General features: G+C 66.9%; 14 protein-coding genes. 12 read left to right on the top strand and 2 right to left on the bottom strand.

The features are described from left to right. Positions 1-35: 35 nt before the first annotated feature. From rhaI to DC347_RS09510, 10 genes are all read left to right on the top strand, one after another. Entirely contained in the window at positions 36-1,202 is a 1,167-nt protein-coding gene (gene rhaI / locus DC347_RS09465) for an L-rhamnose isomerase (RefSeq protein WP_109045193.1), read from the top strand. Between the two features lie 11 nt (positions 1,203-1,213). Then, a complete protein-coding gene (locus DC347_RS09470; RefSeq protein ID WP_165838006.1) occupies positions 1,214-3,256 on the top strand; it encodes a bifunctional aldolase/short-chain dehydrogenase in 2,043 nt (680 codons plus the stop codon). Next, complete coding sequence (locus DC347_RS09475; RefSeq protein WP_109045195.1) at positions 3,253-4,740, top strand: rhamnulokinase family protein; 1,488 nt, start codon at positions 3,253-3,255, stop codon at positions 4,738-4,740. The genes DC347_RS09470 and DC347_RS09475 overlap by 4 nt, the downstream gene beginning before the upstream one ends. A 4-nt stretch (positions 4,741-4,744) precedes the next feature. Beyond that, entirely contained in the window at positions 4,745-5,548 is an 804-nt protein-coding gene (locus DC347_RS09480; RefSeq protein WP_109045196.1) for a (Fe-S)-binding protein, read from the top strand. Beyond that, positions 5,548-7,020 (top strand): LutB/LldF family L-lactate oxidation iron-sulfur protein, encoded by a 1,473-nt coding sequence (locus DC347_RS09485; RefSeq protein ID WP_109045197.1) that lies wholly within the window; start codon positions 5,548-5,550, stop codon positions 7,018-7,020. The genes DC347_RS09480 and DC347_RS09485 overlap by 1 nt, the downstream gene beginning before the upstream one ends. Continuing rightward, on the top strand, positions 7,017-7,646 hold the full coding sequence (locus tag DC347_RS09490) for an LUD domain-containing protein (protein ID WP_018761780.1): 630 nt from the start codon (positions 7,017-7,019) through the stop codon (positions 7,644-7,646). The genes DC347_RS09485 and DC347_RS09490 overlap by 4 nt, the downstream gene beginning before the upstream one ends. A 54-nt stretch (positions 7,647-7,700) precedes the next feature. Continuing rightward, positions 7,701-8,720 (top strand): acetylxylan esterase, encoded by a 1,020-nt coding sequence (locus tag DC347_RS09495; protein ID WP_109045198.1) that lies wholly within the window; start codon positions 7,701-7,703, stop codon positions 8,718-8,720. A 242-nt stretch (positions 8,721-8,962) separates the two neighbouring features. After that, positions 8,963-10,084, top strand: coding sequence for a 3-deoxy-7-phosphoheptulonate synthase (locus DC347_RS09500; protein WP_109045199.1), 1,122 nt, complete (start codon positions 8,963-8,965; stop codon positions 10,082-10,084). Positions 10,085-10,227: 143 nt separating this feature from the next. Next, entirely contained in the window at positions 10,228-10,440 is a 213-nt protein-coding gene (locus DC347_RS09505) for a helix-turn-helix domain-containing protein (protein ID WP_018761777.1), read from the top strand. A gap of 151 nt (positions 10,441-10,591) precedes the next feature. Next, on the top strand, positions 10,592-10,690 hold the full coding sequence (locus DC347_RS09510) for an AURKAIP1/COX24 domain-containing protein (protein WP_003792170.1): 99 nt from the start codon (positions 10,592-10,594) through the stop codon (positions 10,688-10,690). A 140-nt stretch (positions 10,691-10,830) separates the two neighbouring features. Here the strand turns inward: DC347_RS09510 and DC347_RS09515 are convergent, their stop codons facing one another. Beyond that, entirely contained in the window at positions 10,831-11,649 is an 819-nt protein-coding gene (locus DC347_RS09515; RefSeq protein WP_018761776.1) for an HAD family phosphatase, read from the bottom strand. A gap of 78 nt (positions 11,650-11,727) precedes the next feature. Here DC347_RS09515 and DC347_RS09520 point away from each other — a divergent pair, with 78 nt between their 5' ends. Both DC347_RS09520 and DC347_RS09525 read left to right on the top strand, forming a co-directional pair. Continuing rightward, complete coding sequence (locus tag DC347_RS09520; RefSeq protein WP_109045200.1) at positions 11,728-11,982, top strand: glutaredoxin family protein; 255 nt, start codon at positions 11,728-11,730, stop codon at positions 11,980-11,982. A gap of 10 nt (positions 11,983-11,992) precedes the next feature. After that, positions 11,993-12,697, top strand: coding sequence for a redox-sensing transcriptional repressor Rex (locus DC347_RS09525; protein WP_109045201.1), 705 nt, complete (start codon positions 11,993-11,995; stop codon positions 12,695-12,697). Between the two features lie 75 nt (positions 12,698-12,772). On the opposite strand, the gene DC347_RS09530 is transcribed toward DC347_RS09525, so the two are convergent. Then, positions 12,773-13,594, bottom strand: a complete 822-nt coding sequence (locus DC347_RS09530; RefSeq protein WP_109045202.1) for a hypothetical protein — start codon at positions 13,592-13,594, stop codon at positions 12,773-12,775. Positions 13,595-13,744 lie beyond the last annotated feature (150 nt).

The following is a 13,744-nucleotide window of genomic DNA, read 5'->3' on the forward strand; positions in this document are numbered from 1 at the left end:
CACAACCACACGAACCACACACCGGAAAGAACATCATGAACGACGTAGCAACGGCGCTGGGCAGGCTCGAGGAGCTTGCCATCGAGGTCCCCTCGTGGGCCTATGGAAATTCAGGCACGCGGTTCAAGGTGTTCGGTACGCCCGGCACGCCGCGCACGGTCCAGGAAAAGCTGGCCGATGCCGCCAAAGTCCACGAACTGACCGGGCTGGCCCCCACCGTGGCCCTGCACATCCCGTGGGACAAGGTGGACGATTACGCAGCTCTGAAGGATTACGCCGCCGGCCTGGGGGTGGGGCTGGGCACCATCAACTCCAATACCTTCCAGGATGACGAGTACAAGTTCGGTTCCCTGACCTCCTCCAACGAGTCGGTGCGCCGCCGCGCCATCGAGCATCACCTGGACTGCATCCAGATCATGCACGCTACGGGCTCACGCGACCTGAAGATCTGGTTGGCGGACGGCACCAACTACCCGGGCCAGGACGATATCCGCGGCCGGCAGGACCGGCTGGCCGAATCCCTGCAGGAAATCTACGCGGCCCTGGGGGATGAACAGCGGCTGGTGCTGGAGTACAAGTTCTTCGAACCGGCTTTCTACCACACCGATGTCCCGGACTGGGGCACGTCCTACGCGCAGACCCTGGCACTTGGGGAGAAGGCGTTCGTCTGCCTGGACACCGGCCACCATGCCCCCGGCACCAACATCGAGTTCATCGTGATGCAGCTGCTTCGCCTGGGCAAGCTGGGGTCCTTCGACTTCAACTCGCGCTTCTACGCCGACGACGACCTGATCGTGGGCGCCGCCGATCCGTTCCAGCTCTTCCGCATCATGCACGAGGTGATCCGTGGCGGCGGTTTCGGGAAAGAGGCCGGCGTCGCCCTCATGCTGGACCAGTGCCACAACCTGGAGGAGAAGATCCCGGGACAGATCCGCTCGGTCCTCAACGTCCAGGAGATGACGGCCCGCGCCCTGCTGGTGGACACCACCGCCCTGGGCGAGGCACAGCGCACCGGCGACGTGCTGGCCGCGAACGGCATCTTCAACGATGCGTTCTACACCGACGTCCGGCCCATCCTGGCTGAATGGCGTGAATCCCGCGGCCTGCCCGCGGACCCGATCGCTGCCTACAAGGCCAGCGGCTACCAGAAACAGATCAACGAGGACCGCGCAGGCGGCCAGCAAGCCGGATGGGGCGCATAAAGGGCATGAACATGCAGAACGCAGCCAAGACTGTTGAAGACCTGATTTCCCGTTCCAACCGCCTCGGCGCGGACAAGCGGAACACCAACTTTGCCGGCGGCAACACCTCCGCCAAAGGCATCGAGAAGGACCCGGTCACGGGCGAGGACGTCCAGCTGTTGTGGGTGAAGGGGTCCGGTGGGGACCTGGGCACGCTGAAGCCACAGAACCTGGCCGTGCTCCGGCTGGACCGGTTGACCGCCCTGAAGAACGTGTACCCGGGCGTTGAGCGTGAAGACGAGATGGTGGCGGCTTTCGATTATTGCCTGCACGGCAAGGGCGGGGCCGCACCGTCGATCGACACGGCGATGCATGGTTTGGTGGACGCCGCCCATGTGGACCACCTGCACCCGGACTCCGGCATCGCCATTGCCACCGCCGTTGACGGGGAAGCACTGACCACCAAGATCTTCGGCAACAAAGTGGTCTGGGTTCCCTGGCGCCGCCCCGGTTTCCAGCTGGGCCTGGACATCGCAGCGATCAAGGACGCCAACCCGCAGGCCATCGGCACCATCCTGGGCGGCCACGGCATCACCGCCTGGGGCGCCACCAGCGAAGAAGCGGAAGCCAATTCCCTGTGGATCATCGACCAGGCCGAAAAGTACATCGCAGAGAACGGCACGGCCGAGCCCTTCGGCGCCAAGCTCCCGGGTTACGGCGCTCTGCCGGAAACCGAACGCCGTGCCAAAGCCGCAGCGTTGGCACCGGTGATCCGCGGCCTGGCCTCCACGGACAAGCCGCAGCTGGGGCACTTCAGCGACGACGCCGTCGTCCTGGACTTCCTCGAAGCCGCCGAGCACCCGCGCCTGGGCGCCCTGGGTACCTCCTGCCCGGACCACTTCCTCCGCACCAAGGTCAAGCCGCTGATCCTGGATCTTCCGGCCGACGCCTCCATCGAGGATTCGATTGCCCGGCTGCAGGAGCTCCACGCCGACTACCGCGAGGACTACCAGGCGTACTACGACCGCCACGCCGATGCCGATTCGCCGGCGCTGCGCGGCGCCGACCCGGCCATCGTGCTGGTGCCCGGCGTGGGGATGTTCTCCTTCGGCGCCAACAAGCAGACCGCCCGGGTTGCCGGCGAGTTCTACATCAATGCCATCAACGTCATGCGCGGCGCCGAGGCCATCTCCACCTACGCACCCATCGAGGAATCCGAGAAATTCCGGATCGAATACTGGGCGCTGGAGGAAGCCAAGCTGGCCCGGATGCCAAAGCCCAAGTCGCACGCCACCCGCATTGCGCTGGTGACCGGCGCGGCATCCGGGATCGGCAAGGCCATCGCCACCCGCCTCGCCGCGGAAGGCGCGTGCGTGGTCATCGCCGACCTGAACCTCGAGAATGCGCAGAATGTGGCCGAAGAACTCGGCGGCCCGGACGTTGCCATCGGCGTCCAGGCGGACGTCACGGATGAGGCCCAGGTCGCCGCGGCGATCGACGCCGCCGTCCTGGCCTTCGGCGGCGTGGACCTGGTGGTCAACAACGCCGGACTGTCCATCTCCAAGCCGCTGCTGGAAACCACCGAAAAGGACTGGGACCTGCAGCACAACGTCATGGCCAAGGGCTCCTTCCTGGTGGCCAAGGCCGCCGCGAAGGTCATGATCGCGCAGGGCTTGGGCGGGGACATCATCTACATCTCCTCCAAGAACTCCGTGTTCGCCGGCCCCAACAACATCGCCTACTCCGCCACCAAGGCAGACCAGGCCCACCAGGTCCGGCTCCTCGCGGCCGAACTGGGTGAGCACGGCATCCGCGTCAACGGCATCAACCCCGACGGCGTGGTCCGCGGCTCCGGCATCTTCGCCGGCGGCTGGGGCGCAAAACGCGCGGCGGTCTACGGCGTCGACGAGGAGAAGCTGGGCGAATACTACGCCCAGCGCACACTGCTCAAGCGCGAAGTCCTGCCCGAGCACGTAGCCAACGCGGCCGCCGTCCTCACCAGCAACGAACTGTCCCACACCACCGGCCTGCACATCCCCGTGGACGCCGGAGTGGCCGCAGCCTTCCTGCGATGAGCACGCACGTTCCAGGCGTTGACGGTGCTGGTTCCGGCGCCGGCGTCTTCGCCGCCGTGGACATCGGTGCCTCGTCCGGCCGGGTCATGCTGGGCCGCGTGACTCCCGGCGCCGGGGTGTCGCTGGAGACCGTCCACCGCTTCCCCAACGGAGTGGTGGAGATCGATGGCGGCCTCCGCTGGGACTTCGACGCGTTGTTCGCCGAAGTCCTTGCCGGCCTTAGGGCTGCGGCCACCGTGGCCTCGGCACAGGGGGAAACCATTGCCAGCATCGGTATTGACACCTGGGCCGTGGACTACGGCCTGGTGACCAAGGCCGGCCGGCTGGTGGCGCAGCCATTCAGTTACCGCGACGACCGCAGCCGGGCCGCAGTGGCGCCGGTCCACGCCAAGCTGGACCCCGCGCGCCTCTATGCCACCACGGGGTTGCAGTTCCTGCAGTTCAACACCATCTACCAGTTGGCCGCGGAACAGGACCTCGACGGGCTGCAGGCCCTGCTGATCCCGGACCTGATCGCCTTCCTGCTCACGGGCATCCGCCGGACGGAAGCCACGAATGCCTCCACCACCGGGCTGTTCGACGCCGTGGCAGGGGAGTGGGCTACCGAGTTCTTCGCTCCACTGGGCTTACGGAAGGACCTGTTCCCGCCGCTGATCCAGCCCGGTGAAACTGTCGGCACGCTGCTGCCGGAGATTGCCGCCGCGGTGGGGCTTACCCAGGACACGAAGGTGGTGGCCGTCGGCTCGCATGACACCGCATCCGCCGTCGCCGCGGTCCCTGCGGAGAAGGATGCCTTCGCCTACATTTCCTCCGGCACGTGGTCGCTGGTGGGACTGGAACTGAAGCATCCGGTCCTGACCGAGGCCGGCCGGGAAGCCAACTTCACCAATGAACGCGGGGTGGACGGCACCATCCGGTACCTGCGCAACATGGGCGGGCTCTGGCTGCTCAGCGAATGCCAGCGGACCTGGGCCTTGGAGGGCTTCCGGCCGGAACTGACCGCCCTGCTCACGGCGGCCGCGGCCCTTCCTGCCGGTGGTCCGGAAGTGAACGCCGATGATCCCTACTTCATCGCTCCCGACAACATGCCCGAGCGCATCCGGGCGGCGGTCCGGCGCACCGGTGAGGTCCTGCCCGACGATCCTGCGGCGATCACCCGCTGCATCATGGACAGCCTCGCCAGTGGTTACGCCCGGACCATCACCGCTGCCGAACGCCTTGCCGGCCGTGCCGTGGAAGTGGTCCATGTGGTGGGCGGCGGTTCGCAGAACACCCTGCTCTGCCAGCTCACCGCCAACGCCACCGGACGTCCCGTCATCGCCGGACCCGTGGAAGCCACTGCCCTGGGCAACGTGCTCGTACAGGCCCGCGCGGCCGGGGCAGCCGCGGGCGGGCTGCCGCAGCTGCGCGAAATCATCGCGACGGGAACGAGCCTTCGCCGCTACGAACCCGCGCCCCTGCCCGTGAACGCCGCCAGGAATTGAACCCATGAAGATCGCACTTTTCGCCACCTGCATCGTGGACGCCATGTATCCACGCGCCGCCCAAGCAACGGTGGCGGTCCTTGAACGCCTGGGCCACGAAGTGGTCTTTCCCTCGGGGCAGGCCTGCTGCGGGCAGATGCACGTCAACAGCGGCTACCTCAAGGAAGCCCTTCCCGTGGTGGCCAACCACGTGCGGGCCTTCGAATCCGAAGATTACGACGTCGCCGTGGCGCCGTCCGGTTCCTGCGTCGCCTCGGTGAAGCACCAGCACCCCATGGTGGCCCGGCACGCGGGGGACGCCGCCCTGGAAGAGCGGGCTGACGCCGTCGGAAAGAAGACCTACGAACTCTCGGAACTCCTGGTGGACGTCCTGGGCGTCACCAACCCGGCGGCGCAGCTGGGCTCTTACTTTCCGCACACCGTGACGTACCACCCGTCCTGCCACGGCATGCGGCTGCTCACGCTGGGTGGCCGGCAGGCCGGGCTGCTGCGGGGTGTCAAGGGCCTGGAACTGGTGGACCTGCCGGAAGCGGACCAGTGCTGCGGCTTCGGCGGCACGTTCTCCGTGAAGAATGCCGACGTCTCATCCGCGATGCTGGCGGACAAAACAGCGAACATCCGCAGCACCGGTGCGTCCGTGTGCGCCGGCGGCGACTACTCGTGCCTGATGCACATCGGCGGTGGCCTGTCGCGGCAGGCAGACACCATAGGTACCCTCCACCTGGCGGAAATCCTTGCCAGCACCGAAACGGAACCGGTCGCGGTCCCCGGGCCCGCCGGGCGAACCGTCAAGGTGGTGGCCAAATAATGTCCCGCACCCCGATCGGGATGCCCGGCCTGCGCCCCGGCATCGGCAACCTGTTCGCCGAAGAGAAGTTTCCGTCCGCTGCCCGCCGCGAGCTCGGCAACAGCCAGCTGCGGAAGAACCTGAAGCACGCCACGTCCACCATCCGCGCCAAGCGCCTGGCCGTGACCGGTGAGCTGCCGGACTGGGAGGAACTGCGGGAGGCGGGCAGTGCCTTGAAGACCTCCGTCATGGCCCGGCTGCCGGAACTCCTGGAGGCTTTCGAAGCCAACGTCACCGCCCGCGGCGGAACAGTCCACTGGGCCCGCGACGCCGACGAGGCCAACGCGATCATCCACGGGCTGGTCACCGCCCAAGGCGTGGATGAGGTGGTCAAGGTCAAGTCCATGGCCACCCAGGAAATCGGCATGAACGAGTACCTGGAAGAGCGCGGCATCTCGGCGTTCGAGACCGACCTTGCCGAGCTCATCGTCCAGCTGGGCCACGACAAGCCCAGCCACATCCTGGTCCCGGCGATCCACAAGAACCGCACTGAGGTCCGCGACATCTTCCTCCAGGAAATGCCCGGCGTCGATCCCGGCCTCACGGACGAACCCCGCCGGCTGGCCATGGCCGCCCGCGCCCACCTGCGGGCCAAGTTCCTCACCGCGAAGGTGGCAGTCTCCGGCGCCAACTTCGGCATCGCCGACTCCGGCACGCTGGGTGTGGTGGAGTCCGAGGGCAACGGCCGGATGTGCCTGACCCTCCCTGAAACCCTGATCACGGTCATGGGCATCGAGAAGCTGCTTCCCACGTTCTCCGACCTTGAAGTCTTCCTCCAGCTGCTGCCGCGCTCCTCCACCGGCGAGCGGATGAACCCGTACACCTCACTGTGGACCGGCGTGACCGAGGGCGATGGTCCGTCGAATTTCCACGTGATCCTGCTGGACAACGGCCGCACCAATGCCCTGGCCGACGAGATGGGACGCTCAGCGCTCCACTGCATCCGCTGCAGCGCCTGCATCAACGTCTGCCCGGTCTACGAGCGGGCAGGCGGCCACGCCTACGGCTCCACGTACCCTGGCCCCATCGGCGCCATCCTGTCGCCGCTGATGACCGGCATCGAGGCGGAAGAGAACGGCTCGTTGCCGTATGCGTCCTCGCTCTGCGGCGCCTGCTACGACGCCTGTCCGGTGAAGATCAACATCCCGGACATCCTGGTCCACCTGCGCGGCAAGGACGTGGACGCCCACCGCGGCGGCCTGCCGTCCCAGCTGGACGTGGGACTCAAGGCCGCCTCTTGGGCGCTCTCCGACGGACGCCGCCTGGCCGCCGTCGAAAAGCTCCTGCCCCTGGGCCGGGCCGCCGCCGGACGGGACAAGAAGATCAAGAAACTGCCCGGCCTCGCCGCCGGCTGGACCCAAAGCCGGGACATCCCGGCGCCCCCGGCGCAGTCCTTCCGTGACTGGTGGGCCAAGGAGCACAAGAGACCATGAGCACCCGTGAACAGATCCTTGCGGCCGTCCGCACCGCACTCAAGGACGCCCCCGCCGTCCCGGACATCCCCCGGAAGTACCGGCTGGACGGGGAGGCCGACGCGCAGCAGCGCATCGACGTCCTGGTGGACCGGTTGGAGGACTACAAGGCCGGAGTCACCGTGGTGGACGAAGACGCAGTCCCCGCCACCATCCGGGACCTCCTCGCCGGGGCCGGCTCCTACGTGGTTCCCGCCGGCCTGGACCCGGCCTGGCTGGCCTGGGAGACAGACACCAGCAGGATCAGGTACGACGGCGGCGCGCACGGAGCGAGGTCCGTCACCGAGCTCGACGCAACAGACGCCGTGGTGACCGCCAGTGCGGTGACCGTGGCGGAATCCGGGACCATCATCCTGGACGGCAGCCCGGACCAGGGCCGCCGCGCCATCTCGCTCATCCCGGACCACCACGTCTGCGTGGTGCGCAGCCGGGACGTCACCGCGATCCTGCCCGAAGCGCTCCGCCGCCTGGACGGAACAAAGCCCCTCACCATGATCAGCGGACCGAGCGCAACCTCGGACATCGAGCTTGAACGCGTCGAAGGCGTCCACGGGCCCCGGCGGCTGGATGTCGTCATCATCCGGTGAAGCTGAAGTAGGCTGCAACCAGGCCGCCAACCACCCCTGACAGAACGGACAACGATGCCCCTCTTCGACCTGCCCCTGGCCCAGCTGCGCAGCTACACTTCCGACGTCACGCCGCCGGAGGACCTGGGCGCGTTTTGGGACGCCACCCTCGAAGAAGCCAGGGCCTTCCCCTTGAACGCCGCGTTCGAACCGGTGGAGAACCACCTGACGGTCATCGACACTTTCGACGTCACCTTTTCCGGCTACGGCGGGGCGCCGGTCAAGGGCTGGCTGCACCTGCCCGCCGCCCGGGAAGACGGCACCAGGCTGCCCGTGGTGGTGCACTACGTGGGCTATTCGGGCGGCCGGGGCCTGGTCAACCAGGACACCCGCTGGGCCCAGGCCGGCTACGCGCATTTCATCATGGACACCCGCGGCCAGGGGTACGGCGGCACCCTGGGGGACACTCCGGACCCGCACCCCTCCGCCGGGGACGTAGCGCACGCGGGCCTGATGACCCGGGGCCTGGCGAAGCGCGAGGACTACTACTACCGGCGCGTCTACGTGGACGCCTTCCGCGCCGTGGAGGCAGCCCAGGCCCACCCCGCCGTCGATCCAGCCAAAGTGGTCCTCGCCGGAGTCAGCCAGGGCGGCGGCATCGTGGTGGCCACGGCGGGCCTCACTGCGGGACGGCTCGACGGCGTCATCGCCGCCCTTCCCGACGTCCCCTTCCTGCAGGACTTCCCCCGCGCCATCGACATCACCCCGCGCGGGCCCTACCCGGAGATCGCCCAGTTCCTGGCGCGCCACCGCGACCGGTACCAGCACGCACTCGGGGTCCTGAACTACTTCGACGGCGTCAACCTGGCCCGGTACGCCACGGCACCGGCGCTCTACTCAGTGGCCCAGATGGACGACATCTGCCCGCCGTCCACCGTCTTCGCCAGCTTCAACGCCTACGGCTCCGGGACGTCCGGGGCATCCTCCACCGGGGCGGCCAAGGAGATCGAGGTGTACCGGTTCAACAACCATGAAGGCGGCCAGGAACACCACTGGATCCGGCAGTTGCAGTACCTGCGCAAGCTCCTGGGGTAGGCCGGCGCGGGAATGTGACGGACGATGATTTTGCGGCGGCGGACGGCCGGGCTTATGGTCTTTTCCATGACTAACCGTTGGTATGCGTATTTTTCGTTGGCTCTGGAGGGGCCCGCGTCTAACTGACACGCATCCAGCATTCCTTCAGAGCCAACAGGGCAGAGATCATTCTCTGCCCTTCGCCGTTTCTCCGGCGGGTTCTGAAATCCGGGCCCGCTTCCCATCTGGAACAGGACCCGAACATGAGCACCGCAACAGCAGCAGCCGCCAACGCCGGCACCACATCCACCTCGAACCTGCGCGTCAGCGAATTCACCGCGCTGCCCACCCCTTCCGGGCTCCTCGCCGAACTGCCCCTTGACGCCCGGGCGGCTGACGTCGTCGAACGCGGACGCGACCAGGTCCGGGCCATCATGGACGGCGTGGACGACCGCCTGCTGGTCATCGTGGGCCCATGCTCCATCCACGACCCCAAAGCCGGCCTGGAGTACGCCCGCCGGCTGGTCAGCCAAGCTGAAAAGCACAAGGAAGACCTGCTGGTGGTCATGCGGACCTACTTCGAAAAGCCCCGCACCACCGTCGGCTGGAAGGGCCTGATCAACGACCCCCGGCTGGATGGCAGCCACGACATGGTCACCGGGCTGCGCACCGCCAGGCAGTTCCTGCAGCAGGTGACCGCGCTGGGGCTGCCCACCGCCACCGAATTCCTGGAGCCGATCAGCCCGCAATACATGGCGGACCTGATTTCCTGGGGTGCCATCGGCGCCCGCACTACCGAAAGCCAGATCCACCGGCAGCTGGCCTCCGGCCTGTCCATGCCCATCGGCTTCAAGAACGGGACCGACGGCGGCCTGCAGGTGGCGATCGACGCGTGCGGCGCCGCGGCGGCGGCCCAGGCGTTCCTGGGGATCGACGGCGACGGCCGGGCGGCACTGGTGGCCACAGCCGGGAACCCGGATACCCACGTCATCCTCCGCGGCGGACGCAAGGGCCCCAACTACTCAGCCGCCGACGTCGAACGGGCGTCCGGGGAGCTGGCCGGAAAGGGCCTGAACCCGCGCCTGGTGGTTGACGCCAGCCACGCCAACAGCGGCAAGAGCCATCACCGCCAGGCCGAGGTGGCGCTGGAGATCGGTGCCCAGCTTGAGGACGGGGGCGCCGCGGCGCAGGCGATCGCCGGGGTGATGCTGGAAAGCTTCCTGGTGGGCGGCGCCCAGAACCTGGACGTTGCCGAGCATGCGGCCGGCCGCTCCGAACTCGTGTACGGCCAGAGCGTCACCGATGCCTGCATGGACTGGGACGTTTCCGCCTCCGTGCTGGAGCAGTTGGCTGCCTCGGCGCGGAAGCGCCGGCAGGCGAAATAGTGGCTTTACCTACTTTCACATCTGCCACATGAACATCTAGAGTATCTATTTAGGTGATTGGTGGATGGCTCAGCATCGGAACACCGCATTGGCACGTACCTGGGGTCACTGTTGTCCATCCGTCAGCAAAGGAAAATAGGGAAATGTCGGCAGAACAGAACTTCTCCAACGCGAAGTTCCTGACCGTGGCTGAAGTGGCCGAGGTCATGCGCGTCTCTAAAATGACTGTTTACCGGCTGGTCCACTCCGGCGAAATGCCGGCAGTGCGGTTCGGCCGCTCCTACCGGGTACCTGAGAATGCCGTGGAGCAGTACCTCAAGGGTGCCGTGGTGGACGGTCACTCCGAGACAGCCTAAGGCAGCTTGTCCCAAGCCGCCTCCGATAGGCGGTACCCTGTTAAGGAACGTTTTACGTCATTGTAAGAATCTGTCAGTTGTCCAGTTCGTAGCTCTGTCCACGAACCATTTCCATCAGACAGATACTGCATCTAGTTTGTAAGGAACTTTCGTGGGTTCAGTTATTAAGAAGCGTCGCAAGCGTATGGCCAAGAAGAAGCACCGCAAGCTGCTTCGCAAGACTCGTCACCAGCGCCGCAACAAGAAGTAGCAATACTTCGAACAGCGTGGAGAACGCCCGTCGCCTGCAAAGGCGGCGGGCGTTTTTTCGTGCGCTGGAGGGTACGGTGCGGGAACCTGCAGGCGGGGGAAGGCAGACTCGCGGGATATCCAGACGCGCGTGAAAGCTAGCTACAGGCGCGGGCCGCGCATCCGGGCGAAACCCTTCCACAGCCCGTAGATGGCGCCGCCAAAGGTTGCCACCTTAAGCCCGAAGGTGGCGGCGCGGCGGCCGGCACGGAAATCGTAGACCGGCCAGTTACGGTCGCGGGCGTGCCGGCGGAGCTTGGCATCGGGGTTGATGGCCACGGGGTGGCCTACCAGGGAAAGCAGCGGGACGTCGTTATAGGAGTCGCTGTACGCCCAGCAGCGCTTCAGGTCCAGGTCCTCCTCGTCGGCGATGGCCTGGACAGCCACGGCCTTGGCCGAGCCATGCAGGATATCGCCCACCAAACGGCCGGTGTACATTCCGTCGGAGACTTCCCCGACCGTGCCGAGGGCGCCGGTCAGGCCCAGGCGGGTGGAAATGACCGTGGCAACTTCGATGGGCGTGGCCGTGACCAGCCACACCCGGCGGCCCACGCGCAGGTGCTGCTCGGCCAGGGCCTTGGCACCCGGCCAGATCCGGGAGGCGATCATTTCGTCATAGACCTCTTCGCCCAACGCCCGGATATCGTCAACGCTGATGCCCACAGCCAGGGTCAGGGCCGAGTCCCGGACGGCGTGGACATCATCCATGTTTTCACCGCGGGCCACAAACTTGAACTGTTTCCAGGCCATACCAGCCGCCTGCCTCAGGGTGAACGCCCCGCGCTGGTGCATTTTCCGGGCCACATGGAAGAGGCTGGCGCCGCGCATCAAGGTGTTGTCCACGTCGAAAAACGCCGCTTCACCGGGCTGCGGCGCAGTGACGGGCCGCGTGACTACGGCGACGTATTTCTCCTCGGGCATGGACTCGAGTCTAGTCAATAGGCCGGCCCGCCGCCGTCGGCGTCGCCCGCATGCCGCGAACGGCGATACCGTTAAGCCATGGCTACCCCCCGCGTCGTCCTGGTCACCAAAGCTGACTGCCACCTTTGCGAAGAGGCGCGCGACGCCGTCGGCCGGGTTACCGCCTCGTTGGGACTGACCTGGGCCGAAGAGTCGGTGGACCACCAGCCCGAGCTGCGCGAACGCTATGCCGAGGAAATCCCGGTGGTCCTGGTGGACGGGGTCCAGCGCGACTTTTGGAAGATTGACGAAGCCCGCCTGGAACGCGTGCTGCAGCGCGCCATGGCCCGGTAGGGGGAGGCCAATGACGTCCTTGGAACCAACGTCCCAGCCTGTCCCGGACATTCCGGGCGCCACCGGTGCGCCGGCCAAGCAGATCCCGCCCGCGGCGGTGGCCCGGCTGACCCTGTACCTCCGTGCCTTGAACACCTTGCTGGCAGAGGGCGTCGAGCGGGTCTCGTCCGAGTCATTGGCGGAGGCCTCCGGCGTCAGTTCCTCGACGCTGCGCAAGGACCTGTCCCATGTGGGGTCGTACGGCACCAGGGGAGTGGGCTACGAGGTGCAGTACCTCAGCCGCCATATCGCAGCGGCCCTTGGCCTCACGCACGACTGGAAAGTCGCGATCGTCGGCGCCGGGAACCTGGGCAAGGCCCTGGCCCGGTACGGCGGCTTCGAGTCCCGTGGGTTCGACGTCGTGGCGATCTTCGACGCCGACCAGATGGTGGTGGGCAACGAGGTGGGCTGGCTGCGGGTCAGCGACGTGGCAGACCTTGAAACCGTCCTGCACCGCACCGGAGCCAACATGGTGGTGCTGGCGCTGCCGGCGGCGGTGGCTCAAGGCATCTGCGACCGCGTGGTGGCCGCAGGCGTGCACAGCGTCCTGAGCTTCGCGCCTGTGATGCTCCAGGTCCCCGAAGGCGTGAACCTCCGCAAGGTGGACATGGCCACCGAGCTGCAGATTCTGGCATACCACGCCCAGCGGGCACAGGCGCCGGGCCAGACCGCGTAAGGACCACCGGATAAAAGAAAAGGGCCCGGGACGCTGCGAGGCGTCCCGGGCCGTTTTCCGTGGTGTGGCAGGCTGCTACCGGCCGTAGGGGTTTCCGAAGCCGCCGGCATACGGGTTGCCGAACTGCTGCTTCCGGAAGTACGGGGCGGCGGCGGGAAGGTAGAGCAGCACAATGGCCGCGATGCCCAGGACCGTGCCGACGGTGGCGAACGACGGAACCCCGAAGAGGCCCAGCACCGACAGGGCCGCCAGCACCGTCCCCAGGATGCGTGCCCAGTTCTTGCCCTTGCGGACGAAGAAGGCCACCAGCAGGTACAGTCCGGCCCCGATGATGGCGAAGACCACCAGGGTTCCGGCGATGACGCCCTTGATGTCGTCGTACGTGATGCCCGCGTCGCTGGCCTTGACCTGCTGGTCAAAGGCCTGCCGGAATGCCGGATCATCAAGCTGGGTCAACCCGGTGAGCAGGGAGATGACGAAGATCACGGCGGCTGCGATCAGCATCCAAAATGAAATGTTGACCAGTTGGGGGATGCCGGTGCTTGCCGCCGGCTGCGGCTGCTCCGACGGGTACTGGCCGTAGGGGGACTGGCCGTACGGCTGCTGTCCATAGGGCTGCTGCTGTCCGTAGCCGGGGGCCTGCGGGGCGTTCTGCCCGTACTGGGGCGGGTTCTGGCCATACTGCGGAGCGTTTTGCCCGTACTGCGGTGCTGCCGGCGGCTGCGAACCAGGTGCGTTCTGTCCGTATTGCGGTGCGTTCTGCCCGTACTGCGGGGCGTTTTGTCCGTAGCGGGGCTGCTGGGCGCCGGGCTGCTCGGCCGGCTGGCCGTTGCCTGGCTGGTCGTTTCCGGATGGCGGATCGTGCGGCACGGGAGGCGGGACGGGAGGAGTACTCATGGGCGTTCCTTTTGCAGGTCGGGATCCGGGCGGGCTGCCGGGAATCGGTCCTGTGCCGCCCCCAGCATGGCTTAGGTCCACCGTACCCCCGGCAGCCCTGGTTGTGCGTGATTCCGCAGGGCTGTTCACGGTGCGACGGGCCTTAAACGC

It is taken from the genome of Pseudarthrobacter sp. AG30, from assembly GCF_003116525.1.
Lineage (GTDB): Bacteria > Actinomycetota > Actinomycetes > Actinomycetales > Micrococcaceae > Arthrobacter.

Coding starts and splice junctions, on each gene's coding strand:
- rhaI (WP_109045193.1), top strand. CDS start 36: ATGAACGACGTAGCAACGGCGCTGGGCAGGCTCGAGGAGCTTGCCATC.
- DC347_RS09470 (WP_165838006.1), top strand. CDS start 1,214: ATGCAGAACGCAGCCAAGACTGTTGAAGACCTGATTTCCCGTTCCAAC.
- DC347_RS09475 (WP_109045195.1), top strand. CDS start 3,253: ATGAGCACGCACGTTCCAGGCGTTGACGGTGCTGGTTCCGGCGCCGGC.
- DC347_RS09480 (WP_109045196.1), top strand. CDS start 4,745: ATGAAGATCGCACTTTTCGCCACCTGCATCGTGGACGCCATGTATCCA.
- DC347_RS09485 (WP_109045197.1), top strand. CDS start 5,548: ATGTCCCGCACCCCGATCGGGATGCCCGGCCTGCGCCCCGGCATCGGC.
- DC347_RS09490 (WP_018761780.1), top strand. CDS start 7,017: ATGAGCACCCGTGAACAGATCCTTGCGGCCGTCCGCACCGCACTCAAG.
- DC347_RS09495 (WP_109045198.1), top strand. CDS start 7,701: ATGCCCCTCTTCGACCTGCCCCTGGCCCAGCTGCGCAGCTACACTTCC.
- DC347_RS09500 (WP_109045199.1), top strand. CDS start 8,963: ATGAGCACCGCAACAGCAGCAGCCGCCAACGCCGGCACCACATCCACC.
- DC347_RS09505 (WP_018761777.1), top strand. CDS start 10,228: ATGTCGGCAGAACAGAACTTCTCCAACGCGAAGTTCCTGACCGTGGCT.
- DC347_RS09515 (WP_018761776.1), bottom strand. CDS start 11,649: ATGCCCGAGGAGAAATACGTCGCCGTAGTCACGCGGCCCGTCACTGCG.
- DC347_RS09520 (WP_109045200.1), top strand. CDS start 11,728: ATGGCTACCCCCCGCGTCGTCCTGGTCACCAAAGCTGACTGCCACCTT.
- DC347_RS09525 (WP_109045201.1), top strand. CDS start 11,993: ATGACGTCCTTGGAACCAACGTCCCAGCCTGTCCCGGACATTCCGGGC.
- DC347_RS09530 (WP_109045202.1), bottom strand. CDS start 13,594: ATGAGTACTCCTCCCGTCCCGCCTCCCGTGCCGCACGATCCGCCATCC.